Genomic DNA, 23,129 nt, shown 5'->3' on the forward strand with positions numbered 1-23,129 from the left:
TAAGTATGGGTTTTTTAAAAGAAGCTTTGTGTAGTTTATTCATAATATGTGCTATAAACACCTATGCACAACGAATAAATGTGCGAGATTATGGCGCAAAAGGAGATGGGGTAACAAATGACTACTTAGCGCTAAAAAAAGTAGTTAATGAAATTAACCGGAACAAAGGAGGCGAAGTTTACTTTCCATCAGGAACATATTTCATTGGCGAATACCATAATAGCGATAAAATAGCTGATTTAGAATACAAAGATTGTGATGGATTAAAAATATATGGTTCTAATGCAGTGATTTCTTTGAAGGGAGATTTTAATCGTGCTATTACGAAAAAGAGCACTAAGCATTCATTTAGTAATATCTCTACAGTAATTCCTTTTATGATTAACAATTGTAAAAACGTTACTATAGAAAACTTGGAAATTAATGGAAGTGTAGATAAGATGACCAGGGATAAGGGTGTAGTTGAAACAGGTGGATATCTTTTATACATTTCTGAATCTGAGAATGTAACTTTAAATAATTTATATCTACATCACGCCCAAACAGATGGTTTAGTAATAAGAGGGACGAAGAAGCCGTCATTCAATATAAAAGCGTCTAATGTTATTTCATCTTATAATGCAAGACAAGGTATGTCTATAGGGTATTTAACAAATGGTTATTTTACAAATTGTAAGTTTATAAATACTGGTTTTTCTAAAGGTAATTATGGTAATCATGCACCAAGTGCTGGCGTTGACATAGAGCCATCAACAGGAGATAGTTTAAAGGTTAAAGATGTCAAATTTGAGGGCTGCGAATTCAGCAACAATTTAGGGAGTCAATTTGTTGTTTCCAGACCTAAACTAACACAAGGTATTCAATTAAAAAGCTGTGTAATAGATTCTAGAAATAGTAAATCAATGTATACACTCATATTAGCGGCGAAAAACATTTTAATTGCAGATTGCGAAATAAAATGTGGTAGGGGCAATATTTATACTACTTGGAATGGCATGCCTGATGGCGATGTGAGAATAATTAATAGTATAATAGAAAGTTCGGCAAGAGGAATAGTTGCTGATGCTAATATTAAAAGTAATGGCATATCTATAGAAAATAACAACTTAAAATTTACTGGCGATTTTTTGACATCCTATTTCCCTTATCTGCAGAATTCTAATGTGAATTTTCTAAATAATAGAATTTTTATCCCGTCAAAAACTTGGGGGGCTAGGAAAATTCAATCTTTAGTGCAAGGCGTTAAACAATCTTCAGGTAATGTATTTTATTCAGAAGAAAATAACAAAAAACCGAAGGTGTCTTATCAAGGTGCTAAGCTTGTAAATGACCATTGAGATGTCGAATCATAAAACTAAATTAGTACGTATCACAACCGTTCCTCTTTCTTTGCAAAAGCTCATTGCTGGTCAAATGAAGTACATGAGTGAGCATGGGTTCAAAGTGACCATGATTTCATCTGATTTTGAAGGAAAGGATCAATTATCAGCTGATGAACAGGCCGAATTTATTCCGGTGAATATGACCAGGACGATATCGCCATTTGCAGATTTAAAATCTTTATATCAATTAATAAAAGTATTTAGAAAACTTAAGCCCCAAATTGTTCATACACATACCCCTAAAGCAGGCTTGTTAGGGATGTTAGCTAGTTTTATAACCGGAGTACCCATTCGTTTACATACAGTAGCTGGCTTACCTTTAATGGAAACTAAAGGGGCTAAACGAAAAATATTGGCATTAGTAGAGCAACTTACCTATACATGTGCAACTAAAGTTTATCCTAACTCTAGCAATTTAAAGGAATTTATCATCCAAGAAAAATTCACAAAAACAGATAAATTAAAGGTAATAGGGAATGGAAGTAGTAATGGAATTAACACAAAGGCATTTCAAAGAACTGATGAAGTGATGCAAAAGGCTACTGCCTTAGGCCAGCAGTATGGAATATTGCCAACTGATTTTACCTTCGTATTTGTGGGTAGATTGGTTAAAGATAAAGGCATAGAAGAATTAGTTCAGGCTTTTCATCTGCTCGCTGTAAAATATCCTGATTTGAAATTGTTATTGGTTGGACCAGAAGAGAAAGAATTGGATCCATTGTCTTCACAATGCCTGGAGATAATTAACACAAACAAAGCAATTATTGCTGTAGGTTATCAAAACGATGTAAAGCCCTATTTGGCACTCAGTAAAGCGCTGGTTTTTCCAAGTTATCGAGAAGGTTTTCCAAATGTACCTATGCAGGCAGGATGTTTTAACTTGCCAGCTATTGTAACCAATATTAATGGGTGCAATGAAATTATCATTGAGGGTGAGAACGGCTTAATTATTCCTGCAAAAGATAGTAATGCTTTAAGGAGTGCAATGGAGTCCTTATATTTGGATCGAAATAGCTACTATTATATGGCAGCACAAGCGAGAACAATGATTGTAGATCGTTATGAACAACAAAAGGTTTGGGATTTAATTCTAGCTGAATATCAATTACATTTAAAGGAAAAAAGCATTGTATACTAGAATTGTGAAACGTCTTATTGACTTTGTGCTAAGTAGCCTTGCTTTTGTCGTACTACTTCCAGTCTTTTTGGTTATTTTAATGCTATTGTTTTTTGTGAATAAAGGTAGCCCACTCTTCTTTCAGCTACGGCCAGGTAAGGATGGTAAAATCTTTAAAATCTTTAAATTTAAAACCATGACTGACCAACGAGATATAAATGGTAATTTATTGCCAGATGCAGCTCGTTTAACATCGATTGGTAAATTTGTAAGGAAGACCTCAATAGACGAAATTCCTCAATTACTGAATGTAATGAAAGGCGAGATGAGTTTAATTGGCCCTAGACCTTTATTACCAGAATATTTACCACTTTATTCAGCTGAGCAATACCGCAGGCATGAAGTTAGACCTGGTATTACAGGTTGGGCACAAGTAAATGGAAGAAATACAATAGGTTGGCAACAAAAATTTGAATACGATGTATGGTATGTTGACCATGTTAATTTTTGGTTAGATTTGAAAATAGTAGGATTAACCATAAAAAAAATTCTGATTAGAGAGGGAATATCTTCAGCTACATCACTAACCATGGAAAAATTTAAAGGAAACTAGTAATGCATATCATCGGCGCAGGCGGACAAGCCAAGGTAATTATAGACATACTTTTAACCTCTAATCAAGAGATAAATGGGGTATGGGATGAAAATCCATCTATTAAAGCTGTTTTAGATCAACCTATCTGTGGAAATTTTAATGATTTTAAAGCAAGTGGACATCAACCTGTTATTATAGCAATAGGTAATAATTTGACTCGTAAAAAAATTGCGGAGGATCTCAGCATCGGTTTTGGAAAAGCTATCCATCCAAAAAGTGCAATTTCACAATTAACTAGTATTGGAGAGGGTACAGTAGTAATGGCGAATGCTAGTGTGAATGTAGGTACAACTATAGGAAAACATGTGATTATTAATACGAATGCCTCAGTTGATCATGACTGTATTATTGGCGACTATGCCCATATTTCTCCACAAGTTGGCATAGGTGGTGGTGTACATGTTGGAGAGGGTTCACATATAGGCATTGGCGCATCTGTTAAGCATGGGGTGAAAATTGGAAAATGGGCAACTGTAGGTGCTGGGGCAGTGGTGATAAGAGATATTCCAGATTACGCAGTAGCTGTGGGTAATCCAACTAAGGTAATTAAATACAATTCAGTTTAAATCGAAGAAACTACTAAAGGCTTTACTGTAGTTTGTCAGATTTGTAACAAATAAGTTGTTTATTCTTTACTGCTCTATAATAGTTAAAAAATTAACTGTAAATTTACATTCATAATAAAATCCTGTTATTTAAGGTATAAGGATAATTTTGTGATCTACACTACGTTATTTAAAAATTGAATACGATTTAATGAGTTCAAAAATCTGGCTTTCCTCTCCACACATGGGTGGTGCCGAACAAAAGTATGTCAATGAAGCTTTTGAGACGAATTGGATAGCTCCTCTTGGTCCTCAAGTGAATGCTTTTGAACAGGATTTAGCTCAATATACCGATACTAAATATGCTGCAGCCCTAAGCTCAGGCACTGGAGCATTGCACTTGGCATTAATTATGCTTGGTGTGCAACGAGGGGATGAAGTGATTTGTCAAAGTATGACTTTTTCCGCAAGTGCAAACCCAATTGCTTATGTAGGTGCTTCCCCAATTTTTATCGATAGTGAAGAGGAAACCTGGAATATGTGTCCAGATTTGTTGCTTGAGGCAATAAAAGACCGTATTGCAAAAGGTAAAAAGCCAAAAGCGATTATTCCTGTTCATTTGTATGGCATGCCAGCTCAGATGGATAAAATCATGGCTATCGCAAACGAATACGATATTCCAGTAATAGAAGATGCGGCAGAGGCATTAGGTTCTACTATTAATGGGAAAGCAATGGGTAGTTTTGGATTAATGGGGGTGCTTTCTTTTAATGGCAATAAAATTATTACCACATCTGGAGGAGGAGCGTTATTATCTAATAACGAAGATTATATTCATAGAGCTAGGTTTTTAGCTACTCAAGCTAGAGAAAATACACCTCATTACGAACATAACGAAATTGGTTATAATTATAGGATGAGTAATGTGTGTGCCGCTATTGGTCGTGGACAAATGGAGGTTTTAGATGAACGAGTAGAACAAAGAAGAAAGAATTTTCAGTTCTATAATCGAGCATTATCGGTATTTGAAGGGGTGAGTTTAATGGAAGAACCAGCTGGCTATTATAGCAATCGTTGGTTAAGTACATTGTTAATTGATCCAAAAAAATGTAATGGAGTAACTAGAGAATTGGTAGCTGCCGAGCTAGCCATTGAGAATATAGAAAGTAGACCGTTGTGGAAACCAATGCACTTACAGCCCGTTTTTAAGGATACAGTATTTTATGGTAATGGTGTGTCAGAACAATTGTTTGAAAAAGGTCTTTGTTTGCCTTCAGGCTCTAACCTAAATACTGAAGATTTACAAAGGGTAGTTGACAATATTTCGAGAACACTTTCTCTTCAAGAAAAAAGCAATCAGATTACTGTTAAAGCAGATATCAGATAAATTTCAGTAATCACTACCACTTATTTTATTTATTCTTAACTTTAAGCATTAACTAACGCTAATTCATGTTTAAACTTGAGATTGTTTCTCGTTGGGTGATCTTTGCTATAGATTTTTTTCTATGCCTAATCGCATTGGTTTTAGCCAAATTAGTACGACATAACTTTGCTGTTGAAGAGCTAAATGCAATTGCATTGTATAAATCAATATTGATTTTTTCTGCAGTTAATATAGTGGTTTTTTGTAGTGTAAGAACATTTACTGGAATTGTTCGATATACCAGTATTCAGGATTCATTTAGAATATTCTTTGCTACTTTGCTTAGCTCCTTTCTCGTATTTATTATCCACTCCAGTTTTGTGTTATATGGGTTAACAAAATTCATTAGTGCAACGACCATAATTATCCAAGCCCTGTTTAGCTTTTTGTTTTTAATTATATATAGGGTATTGATTAAATACTTTTTTATGTACATTAAAAATGCTAGGCTTAATAAAACTCGAGTATTAATTTATGGGGCAGGAGAAGCTGGTGTGGCTACTAAACGTACCTTTGATCATGATGCAAAAGTGAATAAAAGTATAATTGCATTTGTAGATGATGATTTACGTAAAGTAGGCAAAACGATAGATGGGATTCAAATTTTGGATGCACGTAAATTGGCATACCTGATTACCAACCATGAGGTGGATGAGCTAATTTTCGCTGCACATGCAATTAGCGCTGAACAGAAAGATAAAGTAACCGATATTTGTTTAACCCACAAGGTAAATATTTTGAATATTCCATTGCCAGCAGTTTGGCAAAGAGGAGAACTTACATTAGCGCAATTACAACAAGTGCACATCGAAGACTTATTGGAAAAAACAGCGATTGAAATTAATACGGAGGAAATTAAGGGCCAGTTAAAAGAGAAAAGAATTTTGATTACTGGGGCGGCTGGCTCTATAGGAAGTGAACTAATAAAACAACTCTTAAAATTTGATACAGGTTTACTCATTTTGTGCGATCAAAACGAAACTGCACTGCATCATATTTATTTGGAGCTAGAAGAAACACATCCGAATCGGTCTTTCCATGCTTTCGTGGGAGATATAAAAGATGCTGCTAGAATGGAGCAGCTTTTTGAAACCTATAATCCTCACTTTATCTATCATGCCGCTGGATATAAACATATCTCATTGATGGAAGATAATCCTTCGGAAGCTATAAAGACGAATGTTTTGGGTGCTAAGGTGCTTGCGGATAAAGCGGTAAAGCATGGGGTTCAAAAGTTCATTATGATTTCTACCGACAAAGCAATAAACCCAACTAACATTATGGGAGCGTCTAAGCGCATTGCAGAGTTATATGTGCAGTCCTTAAATAGTTCTTTACATAGTGCAAACCATATTTTTAGTAATGGCTTAAGTTATATTAACGAACTAAAAGTAAGACCAATTACCAAATTTATAACAACACGATTTGGTAATGTATTGGGCTCAAATGGTTCTGTTATCCCTCGTTTTAAAGAGCAGATTGAAAAGGGTGGGCCAGTCACAGTAACACATCCAGAAATGACTCGCTATTTTATGCCGATACCAGAAGCATGTAAATTAGTTTTAGAGGCCGGTGCAAGTGGTAAAGGCGGTGAAATATTTATATTTGATATGGGCAAATCGATTAAAATACTTCATCTAGCAAAAAAGATGATTCGTATTGCTGGATTTGTGCCTAATGAAGATATTAAAATTCAATTTTCTGGATTAAGACCAGGAGAAAAGCTGTATGAAAAATCATTTATTGACGAGAGTACAGGACCAACTACGCATGAAAAGATTAAACTTGTTAATGCGGCGCCTATTTCTTTTAATGAGATAGAACAACAAATTTATAAATTGATAATGTATGCCACTGCAAATAATAATGCTCAACTGGTGTTGCAAATAAAGAAAATAGTACCAGAATTTAAGAGTAAAAACCCAGTGTATGAAAAATTGGTTAATCAATTTGTAAGTTAAACTGGCAGGATTCTTGTACATAAGGAGACTTGGTTAGGGCAATTAGTTGGTATAATATTTATATATTATACTTAACTTTACAAAAATTAAAGCTTATAGGATTTTGTTTACAAAAATTAATATAGTTCCTCGGTGGATTATTTTTTTACTTGATTTAATTATCTGTACTTTTTCTTTGGTATGTGCCTATAGTTTAAGACAGAATTTAGATGTAAGTGCTATTGGTTTTCCAGAATTATATAGAAATATTTTAATTTTAGGCTGTATTAATTGTGCTGTTTTTGTAAATGTAAAAACATATACAGGTATTGTAAGGTATACCAGTGCACAAGACTCTTTTAGGATTTTATTTTCTGTTCTTGTAGCAAATGGGACCTTTTTTGTTATCAATCTCTTCTTTATCTCTTTTTCACAAACTTCGCTTATTTCGAATGCTATTTTAGTAACTAATGGCTTAGCAAGTTTTCTCCTTTTGATTACCTATAGAGTAATGATTAAGTACTTTTTTCTATACATTAAAAACTTAAATTTAGATAAAAGGAAAGTTATTATTTATGGTGCAGGTGAGGCCGGATTAGCAACAAAACGTACATTTGACCATGATGGAAAGGTGAATAAAACCATTATGGCTTTTGTAGATGATGATGATCGTAAAGTAGGCAAGACAATAGATGGAATTAAAATTATTGCTGCTGGAAGATTAGAAGAATTAATCAAGGAACATGAATTAGATGAGTTAATTTTTGCTTCATATAGTATTCCAATCGAACGGAAAAATCAAATTGTAGATGTTTGCTTAGAAAACGAAGTTGTAGTACTAAATATACCTCCAGCTGATGTTTGGGCAGGTGGGAAACTACACACTACACAAATACAAAATATCAATATTGAAGACTTACTAAATAGAAAGCCCATTCAAATTGATATCGAATCTATTCAAAATCAATTACAAGATAAAAGAATATTAATTACAGGTGCTGCGGGCTCTATCGGTAGCGAGGTTGTTAGGCAGTTACTTAAGTTTGAAACAGGTTTAATCATTCTTTGTGATCAATCTGAAACAGCTTTACATCATATTTATTTAGAGTTAGAAGAAACGCATGCGAGTACAAATTTTCATGCTTTTGTTGGAGATGTAAGGGATGAGAAAAGAATGAACCATCTTTTTGAGACCTATAAGCCTCATTACGTGTATCATGCTGCAGCTTATAAGCATGTGCCTTTAATGGAAGATAATCCTTCTGAGGCTATAAAAACAAATGTGCTAGGGACAAAAACGATTGCAGATTTAGCCGTAAAACATGGGGTTCAAAAGTTCGTCATGATTTCAACGGATAAAGCCGTAAATCCTACTAACGTGATGGGTGCATCGAAACGTATTGCAGAAATTTATGTGCAGTCGCTTAATAATTCATTAAGTACTGATCAATTTATATTTAGCAACGGATTAAGTTACATTAATGAATTAAGCGTAAAACCTATTACTAAATTTATTACCACACGATTTGGAAATGTGTTGGGTTCAAATGGGTCTGTTATTCCTCGCTTTAAACAACAAATTGAAAAGGGCGGGCCTGTTACAGTTACTCATCCAGAGATTACTCGTTACTTTATGACTATCCCAGAGGCCTGTCGCTTGGTTTTGGAGGCAGGATGTATGGGTAAGGGCGGCGAGATATTCATATTTGATATGGGTAAATCTGTAAAAATAGTTGAGCTAGCTAAGAAAATGATTAGACTAGCGGGATTAGTGCCTAATCAAGATATTAGAATTCAATACTCTGGATTAAGACCTGGTGAAAAATTATTTGAAGAATTGTTGAATGATAACGAAAATACAATGCCTACACATCATGAAAAGATTATGATTGGCAAGGTACGCGAATATGTTTTTTCTGAAATTGAACAACAAATTTATAAGTTACTAGATCATGCTAAGAGAAATGATGATCGTCAAGTTGTTATGGCTATGAAGGATCTAGTAAGAGAATACAAAAGCAAGAACTCTATTTTCGAAGAATTAGACCAACAGGTCTAATCTCTCCCAGCTAAATCACATCTATTACTATGAAAAAATATATTTTTGGACTACTACTGGTCTTTTCAACTTTTTATGTCACTGCTCAACAAATTATCCCTTATAGTTATAATCAATACCAACGATTAAATCGTTCATTATACAGTCTAGATACTAGATTTCACACCTCTTTAAAACCAGTTATAGGTGATGATACAACTTTAACACGTCAATTAGATTCTCTTTTGATGAGTGAAGCCGATCAAACTCGTAGTTCATGGGTTGCACGTAAATTATTCAATGAACATTTAGTAGAAATAAATCGTGAAGATTACACGGTTTATATTGATTTTCTTCCAGATTTTCAAATTGGTAGAGATTTTAGCCATGCCATTACAACATGGAATAATACACGTGGATATCAAATAGGCGGTACTATTGGTAAAAAGTTCTCATTCTATAGTAGCGGATTTGAAAATCAAGCTCAGTTTAATTATTATTTGAACAATTACATTAATACCAAGAATATAATTCCAGGAATGGTAAACGATAAGTTCTTCTATGAAAGCCCAAAAAGAACGGTTAAAGATTGGGCCTATGCTACAGCCGTTTTAAATTACACTGCAAATAAATATTTTACTTTTACGCTAGCACACGATAAAAATTTTATTGGCGATGGTTATCGTTCTACTTTATTGTCTGACGTTTCTGCTGCCTATCCATATTTTAAGATAACTACTACTCTTGGCAATGTAAAGTATATGGTAATGTGGGCTCAATTTCAAGATCCAACCAGCCCTCAACTTTCTCAGGACAATGGATTTAGGAAAAAATGGGGTGCATTTCATTATTTAGACTGGAATGTAACTAATAGGTTATCCTTCGGTTTTTTTGATTCGATTATTTGGCAGGATGCAGACGAGAAAGGCAAACGAGGATTTGATGTTTCTTATTTGAATCCTGTTATCTTTTTAAGAACTGTAGAAGGAATGAATAATTCACCCGACAACGCTTTATTGGGTTTAACGGCTAAGTATAAATTATTTAGTAATGGAACTGTTTATGGCCAGTTAGCTTTAGATGAGTTTACAGCTAAACAAGTATTTAAGGGTACGGGCTATTGGGCTAATAAATCCGCCTTTCAATTAGGTTTTAAAGGATTTGATGCTTTTAAAGTGACTAATTTAAACTACTTAGTTGAGTTTAATACTGCCAGACCATTTACATATTCTCAGCGTACTTCTATTTTAAATTATGGAAATTATGCAGAAGCACTAGCTCATCCAATGGGGGCTAATTTTAGAGAATTCTTGACGATTTGGAATTATCAATTAGGCCGTTGGGGATTTTATGGACAAGGAAATTATGCTCAATATGGCTTAAATCAAAATGGAGAAAACTTCGGTAAAGATATCAATGAATCATATCTTACCCGTAAGCAAGATGATGGATACCACACAACTGGTGGTTTAAAAACGAATTTTTATTACCTAGATGGTAGAGTTTCTTATTTGCTTAATCCTAAATATAATTTAAGATTTGAAGTTGGAGGGATTATAAGAACAGAAAAAAATAGTTTAGGTATGGAACGTACTGGTCAACTAACTTTTGGATTGAGGAGTACATTCAGAAATATTTATCAGGATTTTTAATAGTCGGTTTAGTTGGCTAACTTGCGCACGTATTAACATTTTCATCTACCTACTTACTTTTACCCGCCTTAATTATTTCTTTGGGAAAGTATTTGCGAAGTGTTAAACCGGAATAATTACTTTATGGGTTACCAAGATCACAAATGCAGAGTATGTGGTTCTGATTTTCATTATCAGATACCACGAGGGTTTTTATTAAAAAATGTTTTAGGCTTCTTACCAATTCGAATATATTGGTGTCCAAGATGTATTAAGGGTAGATATGTATGGGTTTACAAGACTGTAAATTCTAAAAAATAAAATTGCATTAATGTTTTGTTAAGCGTGTTTGCTTAAATAATCCTGATAAGCTAACATTAATCCGTCTTTTAGTTCGATTTGATGCTTCCAACCCAAAGCATGTAATTTAGAAACGTCCATTAATTTTCTAGGTGTTCCATCAGGTTTTGTGCTATCAAATGTTAAGCCTCCTTTAAAACCAATCACCTCTTTTATTAATAAGGCCAACTCGTTTATAGTTAAGTCTTCACCGGTACCTACATTAATAAGATTAGGCTCATTATAAGTTTGCATTAAAAAATAACAGGCATCTGCTAAATCATCTGCAAATAGAAATTCACGCATTGGTTTGCCGGATCCCCAAATAACAACTTCAGTGGCACCAGTTTTTTTAGCCTCATCAAATTTCCTAATTAACGCAGGTAGTACATGAGAGTTTTGGGGATGATAATTGTCATTATAGCCATACAAATTTGTTGGCATTACAGAAATGAAGTTACAACCATATTGAGCACGATAGGCATCGCACATCTTAATCCCTGCGATTTTAGCTATAGCATAGGGTTCATTCGTTTCTTCTAATAAGCCAGTTAACAAATATGCTTCTTTTAAGGGTTGATGAGCTAATTTTGGATAAATGCAACTTGAACCTAAAAACATTAATTTTTTAACACCGTTTACATAAGATTGATGGATAACATTATTTTGTATAGCCAAGTTCTCATATAAGAAATCTGCACGATAAGTATTGTTCGCTATGATGCCGCCAACTTTTGCTGCTGCTAAGTAAACATAATCTGGTTTTTCTAGTTTAAAAAAATCCGTGACTGCTTGTTGATTTCTTAAATCTAATTCATCTGAAGTTCTAGTGATAAGATTTACAAAACCTTCTTTTTGAAGTTTACGATAAATGGCTGAACCAACCATTCCTCTATGACCAGCAATGTATATTTTTGAATTCTTTTCCACTAATGTTGAGTTTATTACTGATATTCTTCGCTTTCAATGATAAACTTAGACTAAGAAGCCATAGTTTTAGTTGTACGACTTACTGCTATTTTTTTTACAGCAGTAATAATGGCGTTTTTATCATAGCCACATAATGTCCAAAGCTCAGGTTGTTCGCCATGTTCAATAAATTCATCTGGAATACCTAGGCGTACCACATTTGCTTTATAATTATTATCGGCCATAAATTCTAAAATGGCACTACCCATTCCACCCTGTACACAGCCATCTTCTATTGTGATGATATTCGTATACCTTTTAAACACATCATGCAGTAGAGCGGCGTCTAAAGGCTTCACAAAACGTAAATCATAATGAGCAGGATGGATGCCTTCAGTACTTAATTCTTGGCAAGCTTCAACCGCAAAATTACCTACATGTCCAATTGATAAAATGGCCACATCTTCACCGTCACAAATTTTACGTCCTTTTCCAATTTCTAATGCTTTAAAGGGGCGTTTCCAATCTGGCATCACTCCATTTCCACGTGGATAACGAATGGTGAATGGTCCCATGTTTTCTTGTTGTGCCGTAAACATCAAATTGCGTAATTCCTCTTCATTCATAGGAGAGGCAACAACCATATTTGGAATACAACGCATATAAGCTAAATCGTAAGCACCATGATGGGTTGCGCCATCAGATCCGGCTAAACCAGCTCTATCTAAACAAAATACTACATTTAAATTTTGTATCGCCACATCGTGGATAACCTGATCATAAGCTCTTTGCATAAAACTTGAGTATATATTGCAAAAAGGAACTAAACCTTGTGTAGCTAATCCGGCTGAAAAAGTAACAGCGTGTTGTTCGGCAATACCTACATCAAAAGCACGGTCTGGCATCGCTTTCATCATGATATTTAAAGATGAACCTGATGGCATAGCAGGAGTAATACCTACAATTTTTTTATTCGTTTCTGCCAACTCAACCATGGTATGGCCAAATACATCTTGGTATTTAGGTGCCTGAGGTTTGTCTGGAACTGATTTTTTAATTTCTCCTGTAATTTTATCAAAGAGACCTGGAGCATGCCATTTCGTTTGGTCTTTTTCCGCCAATGCGAAACCTTTGCCTTTTACTGTTACACAATGCAACAATTTTGGGCCAGGAATAGCAGATAAATCTTTTATAATAGATGCTAAACGCTTCACGTCATGACCATCTACAGGGCCAAAATATCTGAAATTTAACGCTTCAAATAAATTACTTTGTCTAAGTAAAGTGCCTTTAATGCTCTTTTCTATTTTCTTAACGTATTTATGTGCATTTGGACCAAGCTCAGACAGTTTGGTTAATACATTAGATACATCGTCGCGAAAACGATTATAGGATTTAGAGGTGGTAATGCTAGTTAAGTATTCTTTTAATGCACCAACATTTGGATCGATAGACATGCAGTTATCATTCAAAATCACTAACAGATTTGAATTTTCGATACCTGCATGATTTAACCCTTCAAAAGCTAAACCTGCCGTCATTGCACCGTCGCCAATTACAGCAACGTGTTGTCTATCTTTTTCACCTTTATAATGAGATGCAACGGCCATACCTAAAGCAGCGGAAATAGAAGTAGAGGAATGACCTACTCCAAATGTATCATATTCGCTTTCGCTGATTTTTGGAAAACCACTTATGCCATTTATAATACGGTTGGTATGGAACTGATTTCTTCTTCCTGTTAAGATCTTATGACCATACGCTTGATGACCAACATCCCAAACTAGTTTATCGTAAGGTGTGTTTAATGCATAATGTAAGGCAACCGTTAACTCTACTACACCTAAACTTGCACCAAAATGTCCTCCATTTACACTTACAACATCAATAATATATTGACGCAATTCTTGACAAATTTGCTCTAAGTCTTGCTCGCTATATTGCTTTAGGTCAGCAGGATAGTTGATCGTAGATAATAAAGCTCCGGTTTTGATTTCCATGCACTATTTTAAAAGTACAAATTACGGTATTTTGTTTAATACTTTTAGCTTGTTTTTTGGTTTTTTGGTTTTTTCAGCTAACCACTCACTTAACAAAAGACCTAACCAACTAACAATTAAGCAATAATTTATTATTTTTACCAAAAATACATTCCCATAAATGAAACGAGATACTTTAATTTTTGACTTAATTGATAAGGAATTAGATAGACAAGAGCATGGCCTTGAACTAATTGCATCAGAAAACTTTGTAAGCAAACAAGTAATGGAAGCTGCAGGTTCGGTGTTAACTAATAAATACGCAGAAGGCTTACCAGGTAAACGCTACTATGGTGGTTGTCAGGTAGTAGATGAAATAGAAAATCTAGCTATTGAAAGAGCAAAAAAATTATTTGGTGCAGCATGGGTAAATGTACAGCCTCATTCTGGTGCGCAAGCAAATGCTGCGGTTATGTTAGCCGTTATTCAGCCAGGAGATAAAATTTTAGGATTTGATCTTTCACATGGTGGACACTTAACTCATGGCTCTCCAGTAAATTTCTCTGGCAAGTTGTACCAACCACATTTTTATGGAGTTAAAAAAGAAGATGGTTTAATTGATTATGCAAAATTGGAGGAAGTTGCTTTAGCAGAGAAACCAAAACTGATTATTTGCGGTGCATCAGCTTATTCTAGAGAATGGGATTATGCGTTTATTCGTAAAGTAGCAGATAAAATTGGTGCGTTAGTTTTAGCAGATATTTCTCATCCAGCTGGGTTCATTGCAAAGGGATTATTGGCAAATCCACTTCCACATTGTCATATTGTAACCACTACAACACACAAAACGTTACGCGGTCCACGTGGTGGAATGATTATGATGGGTAAGGATTTTGAAAATCCATGGGGATTAAAAACTCCAAAAGGCGAAATAAAAATGATGTCAGCCTTGCTGGATATGGCTGTTTTTCCAGGTACGCAAGGCGGACCATTAGAGCATATCATTGCTGCTAAAGCAATTGCTTTTGGCGAAGCCTTATCTGATGAATATTTAACGTATATTAAACAGGTTGGTGCAAATGCACAAGCGATGGCGAAGGCTTTTGTAGCAAAAGGATACGGCATTATCTCTGGTGGTACAGATAATCATTTGATGTTAATTGATCTTCGTAATAAAAATATAACAGGTAAACTAGCTGAGAAGGCGTTGGAAAATGCTGATATTACAGTGAACAAAAACATGGTTCCTTTTGATGATAAATCTCCATTTGTAACTTCTGGTATGCGTGTAGGTACAGCAGCAATAACCAGTAGAGGATTTAAAGAAACAGAAATGGAGCAAATTGTAGATTTGATCGACCAAGTTTTAACTCAGCCGGAAGATGAAAATAATCTTCAACAAGTGAGAGAAAAAGTATTAGCTTTAGTTAATCGCTTTCCCCTGTATAAATAAAATTTCTCGTTAACACATGTTTACTAATCCTATTTCTCCTGAAGATGAGGAACAACGCTTAAAAGCTTTGTATTCTTATGATATTTTGGGAGATGGATTAGCTAATGAATTGGATAACCTGGTGAAATTAGCAGCACAAATTGCTAATGTACCTATGGCTTATGTTGCATTTGTAGATCGAGATCATATTATTCTTCGTTCTGCAATTGGTATTAGTCCTGAGTATAAAAAAATACCTAGGGAAATGGCAATTTGCCAGCATACAATGATGTACGATCATATCTTTGTAGTACCTGATGTGCAGTTGGAGCCAGAATTTGCAAACAATCCTAAATATGCTTATGTTGATAATATTCGTTTTTATGCAAGCGCTCCCTTAAAAGACGCAGAAGGTTTTGCATTGGGTTGTTTGTGTTTATTAGATTATGAGCCTAGAAATTTAAAAGAAAATCAGTTTGAAGCCTTAGAAACCTTAGCAGTTCAAGTTGTAGCACAACTCGCATTAAAAAGAAAAAATCTACAATTAGAAGCACAGACTAAGCGTTTTGATGAGTTTGTAGACATATTCACTGCCTCTCCAGAAATTCATTGTATTTTGGATAGGAGTGGTGCAATACTTTTTATAAATGACGCTGTTACTCCTATGCTCGGTTATACAGTAGATGAGGTGATTGGACATAGCATGTGGAGTTATTGTTACCGTGAAGATGTTGATAGAACTGTTTATGCTATTGAAAAGGGGTTAAAAAATAAAGATAAACAGTTTAACATCGATTTTAGATTAGTAAGTAAAACTGGACAGGTGAGATGGATTGGTTGGGGAATGGTGTTCAAAGACGATCGTTGGTATTCTTATGGAAGAGATATTACTGAGCGAAAAAAGGTTGAAAGTGAGTTAACCAAACTTTCATTTGTTGCTAGTAAAGTAAATAATGGTGTTGTTATTAATGATGCCGATAATAATGTGACTTGGGTTAATGAAGCTTTTGAAAAAATAACGGGTTTTAACCTCGAAGATTTAAAAGGCAAGCCATTAGGAGATTTAATAAGTGGCCCTGAAACTGATTGGTCGCTGATAGAAAATGCTAGAGCGCTTACTCAAAAAAAGCAATCTTTTACTGTAGATATCTTAGCTTATCGGAAGGATAAACAACCAATATGGTTATCAATATACAACACGGTTGTTTTAGATGAGGAAGGTAAAGTAGAAACTGAGGTTGAAATTATTATTGATATCACTGAAAAGAAAAAAGCCGAAGAGGAACTACAAATTTTATCGTTGGTTGCTAGTAAAACTAATACTGGTGTAACTATAGCTAATCAAAATGGAGAAATTACCTGGGTAAATGAAGCATTAGAACATTTGATAGGATATTCATTGCAGGAGCTCTCAGGAAAAATGTTAGGTGACGTCTTATCAACAGCAGATACTGATAAAGAACTCATCTCTAGTGCTAGAGAAAAAGCCGCCAACAAACAAGCTTATACAATTGAGGTCTTAGCACTTAAAAAGGATGGCACACCTATTTGGCTGTCTGTAGCTAATACACCAATTATTAATGCAATGGGTCAATTAGAACGACAAGTTGAGCTCATTTATGATATTACTCAGCGTAAGCAAGTAGAAAGAGAAATGGTGGAGGCTCGCGAACAAGCATTACAATTAAGCGAAGCAAAAGAAATGTTTCTTTCGGTAATGAGTCATGAAATTAGAACTCCTTTAAATGCTATAATAGGAATGACCCATTTATTATTGGATAATCATCCCAAGCCATCGCAAATTGATGATTTGAATATTCTGAAATTTTCAGGAGAGAATTTATTAAATATTATTAATGATATACTTGATTTTACAAAGATTGAAACAGGTAATCTGGAATTGGAATCTATTCCTTTTGATTTGCATACCTTATGCGTAGATATTACCAACTCTTTACAGGTTAATGCTGCCAAAAAGGGAAATTTACTCACTTTAATATATGACGATAGAGTTCCTGAGCAATTATTGGGAGATAAAACCAGATTGTATCAAGTGATTGTAAATCTGTTAGGTAATGCGATTAAATTTACAGACAAGGGTAAAATAGATTTTAAAGTAAAATTAAAACATAACACTATTGATTCTTGCTCGATTTGCTTTGAAATTAAGGATACTGGAATTGGCATTCCTAAAGATAAGCAATCGTATATTTTTGAAACTTTTACGCAAGCAGGTTCGGATATTTCTAGAAAATACGGAGGCACAGGTTTAGGTCTTGCCATTACTAAAAGATTATTAAAGCTTCATAATTCTGAAATTAAAGTAGAAAGTACAGAAGGTAAAGGAACCTTATTCTCTTTTATTATTGATTTCAAGAAAATATCAGATACTGTTTTAGCGCCCGCAGTTTTGGCTAAACAAAGTGCATTTACTGGGAAAAAGATACTTGTAGTTGATGATAATGAAGTAAACATCTTAATTGCAAAAAGATTCTTAAGTAAATGGGGATTGATTATAGACTTTGCAACTAATGGAGAAGAAGCGATCAATAAAATTGTAAATACTAATTACGATTTGGTATTTATGGACATACGGATGCCTGGTATTGACGGTTTTGACACCACTCGTATTATCCGCGAAATTTCTGGTGACTATTATAAAAAGTTACCGATTATCGCATTAACAGCTTCAACCTTGCATAACGAGAATATGAAGTTTAAAGAATCTGGGATGAATGGTCATATTTTAAAGCCATTTAATCCTGAAGAAATTAAAGAGGTTTTGGCAGTTTACTTAAAAAAGTAAAGGGCCGATATTCCATGAAGAAATATCGACCCTTACCATCTAAATTAACGCTCTCAAAATAATAAACGCCAGCAAATACCAATTGTTTTAAAAAAGGTTATAATTTTTTTAATTATTTTCATAACAACCTATTTCAGAGGGAAATATTCTTGCTTTATTAATTAAGTCTTTGTGCAAATAAGTATTAAAATATACATCTGAACTTAAATTAAACCCTTTATTATTAGCCGGACTAACTTTGTTCAATTTAAAATTTCCCATTTCAGGGTTCGTAAATGAAGGATCCATATTTAAAATGTTTCCATTAGTAGCATAGGTCATAGTAGAAACTTTTAATAAATTATTTTTTATAGTTGCTATAACAGTTGTCTTCGAATCTTTTTTATCAATTGTAAATTCATCAACTAAATTGCCCCAAATAATATTATTATAAAGTTCTGCTGTTAAATTAGCAGATTGAGTATTGCTAATATAATCTGATAAATAAACTGCTGCGGTCTTTCTAGGAAAATTTAGATTGTAGCCCACAAAAGTGTTTTGCTTTAAATTGTATACACCGCCACCTACACCATACAACAAGTACTGACCACAGTTAAAAAAGAGGTTATTAAAGGCTGTCAACTCTGTTTGATAACCTAAAAAGCCAACCACTTCCATGTTTTTAATAATGCTATTGGTTAATAAAAGCTTTGGCTTGTTATTTTCTGATAACGAATCTACGGTAATGCCAGCCACACCATTTTTTATAATCGCATAATTGATTTGAGAATTTTTACTTTCCGGATAAAAATGAAGCCCATTCCATTGACCAGTTTCATCCATATATAATTTTTCTAGTCGATCACCTGCAAATAAAATACTATCCGATTTAGTGCCTACTGCTGTTAGCGTTCCTTTAATACTCATGGTAGAATTGCCATGGAAGAGAATTTTTGTGCCAGGAGCTATTGTTAAGTTAGCGTCTTTAGCAACAGTTACTGATTTATAAATTAAATAAGGAAGTTTACTATTCCAAGTTGTATTGGTTTGGATTGTATTGCTATTTATAAAATTAGCGTTTTGTCCGTAAGCTACCAGAGGGATGCTTTGCTTTTTGCCATTAAAATAAAACAGAATTGAATCTTGTACAATAAATGGTAAGCTTTGATTCGTAGGATTAATATTGACTTTTATAAAGACGTTTATTGAGTCGTTACCATTTATCTTTAAATCGCTCGTTTCTGGGGCTGCCATACCATTAATATTTAAGCTAAACGCTGAAGCATTACCTCCGCTCAATTTTATGTTATTGATATTGATTGCTTTTGCATTCGGATTATAAACTTTTAAGCGTCTGGTGCTAGAACCAATGGAAGTAAAAACGGTATCGAATAAAACACTGTCGATAGAAAAATTAACCTTTGCATCTAAATCAAAAGTAACATCCTCATCCTTATTGCAAGCAGCAAAGAAGAAACTAAGAACAATACCTAGAAATAGTAATTTTAAACGCATAATTATTTTGCAAAAGCAATTGCTGCTATACTTAATTTTTTAATGCCTATGGTTAATAAAGCATTACCACAAGCTTCTAATGTTGCACCTGTTGTAATTACGTCATCCACTAGCAAAACGTGTAGGTTTTCTATTTGTTTTGCATGATAGATGTTAAAAACCGATCGCATATTCTCGTAACGTATATATCGTGATTTTTTAGTCTGACTATCTGTAGATTTATCACGTAATAAATGAGTTGTGCTAACTGGAACAGCTAGAATTTCGGCTATGCCCTTCGCTATAAATTCACTTTGATTATACCCTCGTATTTTTTCTTTTTTTGGATGAAGTGGAACAGGAATAATCAAGTCTATACCATCGTATTGGTTACTTAATTTTAATTTTTCACCCAACAGATTTCCCAATCTTACGCCAACATCAGTTTGCCCTTTGTATTTTAAACTGTGCATTAAGTTTTGAACTTTTGTGCCTTTTCTAAAATAAAGCATTGCCATTGCAGCATTGCAAGGTAATCGACCCCATAATTGCTTAGCAACTGGATTATCGGTGTACAAATGATAATCTGTATAAGGTAAGTCGTACAAACATTTGGTACAAATTTCCTTTTCTCCGTAATATAAATGCGTACCGCAAGCATTGCATAACTCTGGGAAAAGCAATCCGATTATATCTGTGGCTAAACGTTTTACAGTTATCATAATTCAATTTAGCAAATTTCTTATTAAAATGGAATTAAAGATGAAGATGGAAAATACAGAATGGGGAATGGGAATAGATAGACTGCAAATTGCCAATTGTGCCAAGGGTATCTGTTGGTAAAAACTGTAAACTAATTCTCGGCGGTTTCTTTTTGATTTAGAAGGTTTTTTAATCTTTCTATTTCGTTCGCTTGAATTGTTATAATTTCTTTTAAAGCTAAAATGTCTTCTTTTCCTAAATCTTTGAGACTTGGTCTTTCAAAGTCTATAATTTGTTTGCCTAAAATTTCTGCTATTTCTGCCAAACGTTCTCTACTAACTTTAACTGTACCAGTTTCTATTTTTTGGTACGTACTTTGGCTAATACCTAAGCGACTTGCCATATACTCTTGAGAAAGGCAAACTTCATCTCTATATTTCCGAATATATTCAGAACTTCCAAAAATGGTTTTCATTTCTCTTTTTGACAATATTTTATCATTAATCATAATTCAAAATAAAATTTAATAATTATAAATCCGTGAATAAACTTATTCATAAAAAATTACATAAGGTAAAATCTAGTATTTAGCTTTATTGCTAACTTAAAAAAAATAAACAATGAAAAATTTAAATCTAAATGGCTTCGATAGTGCTACTACACTTAGCAGAGACGAAATGAAAAATGTAATGGGAGGAATTATAAGTGCAGAAACATATCTTCAAATGTGTTATGATGGTAAAAATGGAGGTTCAGGAATTTATGGGAATAATGAAGCCCAAAATGAGATTAATAAAGCAATTTGTGACGCCCTTTATGAGGATATGACTCCTTAAGAATTATTTTAAGAGCATATAAATCTTTGAAAGCCATCTTGAATGGATGGCTTTCAAATTAGTATGAAATATACTAAAACCTAATAATTCAAAGCTTATGCATTACTTTAGTAAAAAATGAAAACGAAAAATATTTTTTTAACTGCTTTTGTGGTTATATTGTTAACAGTTAAAGGTTTTAGTCAAAAGTCCTTGATTTATGGTACAACTGCTTCTGATTGGGCATATAAATATGTTTATTTTTACGACCCTCAAACAAAAGTTTTACTAAGTTCACCAATAATTGATCATAAGTTTAATATTGAAATTGATAAACCCAACGGTTTTAAAATTTTGATGCTAAATTTTAATACTTATTTATTGAGTACATATAAGGAACTGTTGGAAAGTCCCGAATACGGTTATGTAAATGGAAGCAGAATCATTGCTTTGGAAGATACCGTACAAATTTCACTTATTGACAAAACGCAAAATGCAATAGTTAAAGGGAAGAGTTTAAATAAAGATATTGATGATATGTATGTTACAATAAAAACAAGAAAATATACAAATTTTTTTGAACAGCACTCGAATTCTCCAGTATCATTAATCTTTTTGAAGACATTAGTGCAAAACGTTATAGACGGTTCAAGCTTTTTCAATTATATAGAATGTAAATTATGGTTTAATAAATTATCTGAAAAAGTGAAAAGCTCAAATGAGGGGAAAGAAATATCGAAAATGTTGGGCGATTAAATTAGCGCTCTAAGCCTTTGCTTCTTCTTTAACCGCCAATTGTCCGCAAGCCGCATCAATATCTTTACCCCGACTGCGTCTGATATTTGTATTTACGCCATGATTACGCAAATAAGTTGCAAAAGCATCAATTTTATCGCCTTCTGCATTAATAAAATCTGCAAATTGAATTGGGTTATATTCAATTAAATTCACCTTGCAAGGCACATGTTTGCAGAATTTAACAAGGTCCATTGCATCTTCGATTTCATCATTAAAACCATTAAATACAATGTATTCGTACGTAACCGGATTTTTAGTTTTTTGGAAATAATATTTTAGTGCTTCAGCCAAAGCTTTTAATGAATTATGCTCAGTTATGGGCATAATTTCGTGGCGTTTTATATCGTTTGCCGCATGTAAAGAAAGTGCTAAGTTGAACTTTGCACTATCATCACCCAATTTTTTGATCATTTTTGCAATGCCAGCAGTAGAAACGGTAATCCGTTTGTAGCTCATATTTAAACCATCCGGAGCGGTAATTCGCTCAATTGATTTTAAAACATTGGCATAGTTCAATAAAGGCTCGCCCATGCCCATGTACACAATATTGGTAAGTGGAATATTGTAATTTTTCTTAGCCTGTTGATCTATTAAAACAACTTGGTCGTAAATTTCATCAGCGTTAAGATTGCGTTTGCGATCCATATAACCAGTTGCACAAAATTTACAGGTTAAACTGCAACCGACTTGTGAACTTACACAAGCTGTCATGCGTTCTTCGGTAGGAATTAAAACACCTTCAACAATGTTGCCATCGTATAAACGGAATGCGTTTTTAATGGTATGATCATTACTAAATTGAGCACTATTTATTTCAACAACGTTGATGGAATAGTTTTCATCTAACTTTTTACGAAGATCCTTAGATAGATTGCTCATTTCCTCAAAACTTCTGGCAGATTTCTCCCAAAGCCACTGATAGACTTGTTTTGCTCGGTACGCAGGTTCCTTCATTTCTGTGAAATGTTGTTGCAAACTTGGCAAATCCAACGAACGAATATCTATTTTCTTAGTGCTAACCATTAAGTGCAAAGGTAACTAAATTTTGTATTATGGTTTATGAGTTGATTGTTGCGATATTAATTTCAACTATAAAATGACTTTATATCTAGGCCTTTAGATAATAGCTTGTGCTTTTAACG

At 33.9% G+C, this 23,129-nt stretch carries 18 protein-coding genes; 12 read left to right on the forward strand and 6 right to left on the reverse strand.

Going from position 1 to position 23,129, the window contains the following annotated elements; genetic code table 11:
- Positions 1-5: 5 nt before the first annotated feature.
- The 8 genes from ACHMWN_RS06815 to ACHMWN_RS06850 all read left to right on the forward strand — a co-directional run bounded on the left by ACHMWN_RS06815 (position 6) and on the right by ACHMWN_RS06850 (position 10,755).
- Positions 6-1,337, forward strand: coding sequence for a glycosyl hydrolase family 28-related protein (locus ACHMWN_RS06815; protein ID WP_397298880.1), 1,332 nt, complete (start codon positions 6-8; stop codon positions 1,335-1,337).
- A gap of 1 nt (position 1,338) precedes the next feature.
- Positions 1,339-2,520, forward strand: a complete 1,182-nt coding sequence (locus ACHMWN_RS06820; RefSeq protein ID WP_397298882.1) for a glycosyltransferase family 4 protein — start codon at positions 1,339-1,341, stop codon at positions 2,518-2,520.
- Between the two features lie 4 nt (positions 2,521-2,524).
- Positions 2,525-3,112: a sugar transferase gene (locus tag ACHMWN_RS06825; RefSeq protein ID WP_397298885.1), complete on the forward strand. Its 588-nt coding sequence runs from the start codon at positions 2,525-2,527 to the stop codon at positions 3,110-3,112.
- Positions 3,113-3,114: 2 nt separating this feature from the next.
- A complete protein-coding gene (locus tag ACHMWN_RS06830; RefSeq protein WP_397298887.1) occupies positions 3,115-3,720 on the forward strand; it encodes an acetyltransferase in 606 nt (201 codons plus the stop codon).
- Between the two features lie 190 nt (positions 3,721-3,910).
- On the forward strand, positions 3,911-5,086 hold the full coding sequence (locus ACHMWN_RS06835; RefSeq protein ID WP_397298890.1) for a DegT/DnrJ/EryC1/StrS family aminotransferase: 1,176 nt from the start codon (positions 3,911-3,913) through the stop codon (positions 5,084-5,086).
- A 65-nt stretch (positions 5,087-5,151) separates the two neighbouring features.
- On the forward strand, positions 5,152-7,086 hold the full coding sequence (locus ACHMWN_RS06840; protein WP_397298893.1) for a polysaccharide biosynthesis protein: 1,935 nt from the start codon (positions 5,152-5,154) through the stop codon (positions 7,084-7,086).
- A gap of 103 nt (positions 7,087-7,189) precedes the next feature.
- Complete coding sequence (locus ACHMWN_RS06845; protein WP_397298895.1) at positions 7,190-9,124, forward strand: polysaccharide biosynthesis protein; 1,935 nt, start codon at positions 7,190-7,192, stop codon at positions 9,122-9,124.
- Between the two features lie 29 nt (positions 9,125-9,153).
- Entirely contained in the window at positions 9,154-10,755 is a 1,602-nt protein-coding gene (locus ACHMWN_RS06850; RefSeq protein WP_397298897.1) for a gliding motility protein RemB, read from the forward strand.
- Positions 10,756-11,073: 318 nt separating this feature from the next.
- On the opposite strand, the gene ACHMWN_RS06855 is transcribed toward ACHMWN_RS06850, so the two are convergent.
- Together ACHMWN_RS06855 and dxs are read right to left on the reverse strand one after the other, a co-directional pair.
- Positions 11,074-12,003, reverse strand: a complete 930-nt coding sequence (locus tag ACHMWN_RS06855) for a GDP-L-fucose synthase family protein (protein WP_397298898.1) — start codon at positions 12,001-12,003, stop codon at positions 11,074-11,076.
- Between the two features lie 50 nt (positions 12,004-12,053).
- Positions 12,054-13,982, reverse strand: a complete 1,929-nt coding sequence (gene dxs / locus ACHMWN_RS06860; protein WP_397298900.1) for a 1-deoxy-D-xylulose-5-phosphate synthase — start codon at positions 13,980-13,982, stop codon at positions 12,054-12,056.
- A 160-nt stretch (positions 13,983-14,142) separates the two neighbouring features.
- On the opposite strand from dxs, the gene glyA reads away from it, so the two are divergent.
- Entirely contained in the window at positions 14,143-15,414 is a 1,272-nt protein-coding gene (glyA, locus tag ACHMWN_RS06865) for a serine hydroxymethyltransferase (RefSeq protein WP_397298903.1), read from the forward strand.
- Between the two features lie 16 nt (positions 15,415-15,430).
- Positions 15,431-18,199: a PAS domain S-box protein gene (locus tag ACHMWN_RS06870; RefSeq protein WP_397298906.1), complete on the forward strand. Its 2,769-nt coding sequence runs from the start codon at positions 15,431-15,433 to the stop codon at positions 18,197-18,199.
- 108 nt (positions 18,200-18,307) lie between these two features.
- On the opposite strand, the gene ACHMWN_RS06875 is transcribed toward ACHMWN_RS06870, so the two are convergent.
- From ACHMWN_RS06875 to ACHMWN_RS06885, 3 genes are all read right to left on the reverse strand, one after another.
- A complete protein-coding gene (locus ACHMWN_RS06875) occupies positions 18,308-19,693 on the reverse strand; it encodes a hypothetical protein (RefSeq protein WP_397298908.1) in 1,386 nt (461 codons plus the stop codon).
- A gap of 2 nt (positions 19,694-19,695) precedes the next feature.
- On the reverse strand, positions 19,696-20,394 hold the full coding sequence (locus ACHMWN_RS06880; protein WP_397298910.1) for a ComF family protein: 699 nt from the start codon (positions 20,392-20,394) through the stop codon (positions 19,696-19,698).
- A 131-nt stretch (positions 20,395-20,525) separates the two neighbouring features.
- Positions 20,526-20,882, reverse strand: coding sequence for a helix-turn-helix domain-containing protein (locus tag ACHMWN_RS06885; RefSeq protein WP_397298912.1), 357 nt, complete (start codon positions 20,880-20,882; stop codon positions 20,526-20,528).
- 112 nt (positions 20,883-20,994) lie between these two features.
- On the opposite strand from ACHMWN_RS06885, the gene ACHMWN_RS06890 reads away from it, so the two are divergent.
- Both ACHMWN_RS06890 and ACHMWN_RS06895 read left to right on the forward strand, forming a co-directional pair.
- Positions 20,995-21,210 (forward strand): hypothetical protein, encoded by a 216-nt coding sequence (locus ACHMWN_RS06890; protein ID WP_397298913.1) that lies wholly within the window; start codon positions 20,995-20,997, stop codon positions 21,208-21,210.
- Positions 21,211-21,327: 117 nt separating this feature from the next.
- Positions 21,328-21,945 (forward strand): hypothetical protein, encoded by a 618-nt coding sequence (locus ACHMWN_RS06895; RefSeq protein WP_397298916.1) that lies wholly within the window; start codon positions 21,328-21,330, stop codon positions 21,943-21,945.
- 9 nt (positions 21,946-21,954) lie between these two features.
- On the opposite strand, the gene rlmN is transcribed toward ACHMWN_RS06895, so the two are convergent.
- Positions 21,955-23,010, reverse strand: a complete 1,056-nt coding sequence (rlmN, locus tag ACHMWN_RS06900; RefSeq protein ID WP_397298918.1) for a 23S rRNA (adenine(2503)-C(2))-methyltransferase RlmN — start codon at positions 23,008-23,010, stop codon at positions 21,955-21,957.
- Positions 23,011-23,129 lie beyond the last annotated feature (119 nt).

This window comes from Pedobacter sp. UC225_61 (assembly GCF_044452285.1).
Lineage (GTDB): Bacteria > Bacteroidota > Bacteroidia > Sphingobacteriales > Sphingobacteriaceae > Pedobacter.

Bases quoted from the DNA above. Each gene is read 5' to 3' on its own strand.
- ACHMWN_RS06880 (WP_397298910.1), bottom strand. From the start codon at position 20,394: ATGATAACTGTAAAACGTTTAGCCACAGATATAATCGGATTGCTTTTC.
- dxs (WP_397298900.1), bottom strand. From the start codon at position 13,982: ATGGAAATCAAAACCGGAGCTTTATTATCTACGATCAACTATCCTGCT.
- ACHMWN_RS06890 (WP_397298913.1), top strand. From the start codon at position 20,995: ATGAAAAATTTAAATCTAAATGGCTTCGATAGTGCTACTACACTTAGC.
- ACHMWN_RS06895 (WP_397298916.1), top strand. From the start codon at position 21,328: ATGAAAACGAAAAATATTTTTTTAACTGCTTTTGTGGTTATATTGTTA.
- ACHMWN_RS06850 (WP_397298897.1), top strand. From the start codon at position 9,154: ATGAAAAAATATATTTTTGGACTACTACTGGTCTTTTCAACTTTTTAT.
- ACHMWN_RS06885 (WP_397298912.1), bottom strand. From the start codon at position 20,882: ATGATTAATGATAAAATATTGTCAAAAAGAGAAATGAAAACCATTTTT.
- ACHMWN_RS06840 (WP_397298893.1), top strand. From the start codon at position 5,152: ATGTTTAAACTTGAGATTGTTTCTCGTTGGGTGATCTTTGCTATAGAT.
- glyA (WP_397298903.1), top strand. From the start codon at position 14,143: ATGAAACGAGATACTTTAATTTTTGACTTAATTGATAAGGAATTAGAT.
- ACHMWN_RS06835 (WP_397298890.1), top strand. From the start codon at position 3,911: ATGAGTTCAAAAATCTGGCTTTCCTCTCCACACATGGGTGGTGCCGAA.
- ACHMWN_RS06830 (WP_397298887.1), top strand. From the start codon at position 3,115: ATGCATATCATCGGCGCAGGCGGACAAGCCAAGGTAATTATAGACATA.
- ACHMWN_RS06820 (WP_397298882.1), top strand. From the start codon at position 1,339: ATGTCGAATCATAAAACTAAATTAGTACGTATCACAACCGTTCCTCTT.
- ACHMWN_RS06870 (WP_397298906.1), top strand. From the start codon at position 15,431: ATGTTTACTAATCCTATTTCTCCTGAAGATGAGGAACAACGCTTAAAA.
- rlmN (WP_397298918.1), bottom strand. From the start codon at position 23,010: ATGGTTAGCACTAAGAAAATAGATATTCGTTCGTTGGATTTGCCAAGT.
- ACHMWN_RS06815 (WP_397298880.1), top strand. From the start codon at position 6: ATGGGTTTTTTAAAAGAAGCTTTGTGTAGTTTATTCATAATATGTGCT.
- ACHMWN_RS06875 (WP_397298908.1), bottom strand. From the start codon at position 19,693: ATGCGTTTAAAATTACTATTTCTAGGTATTGTTCTTAGTTTCTTCTTT.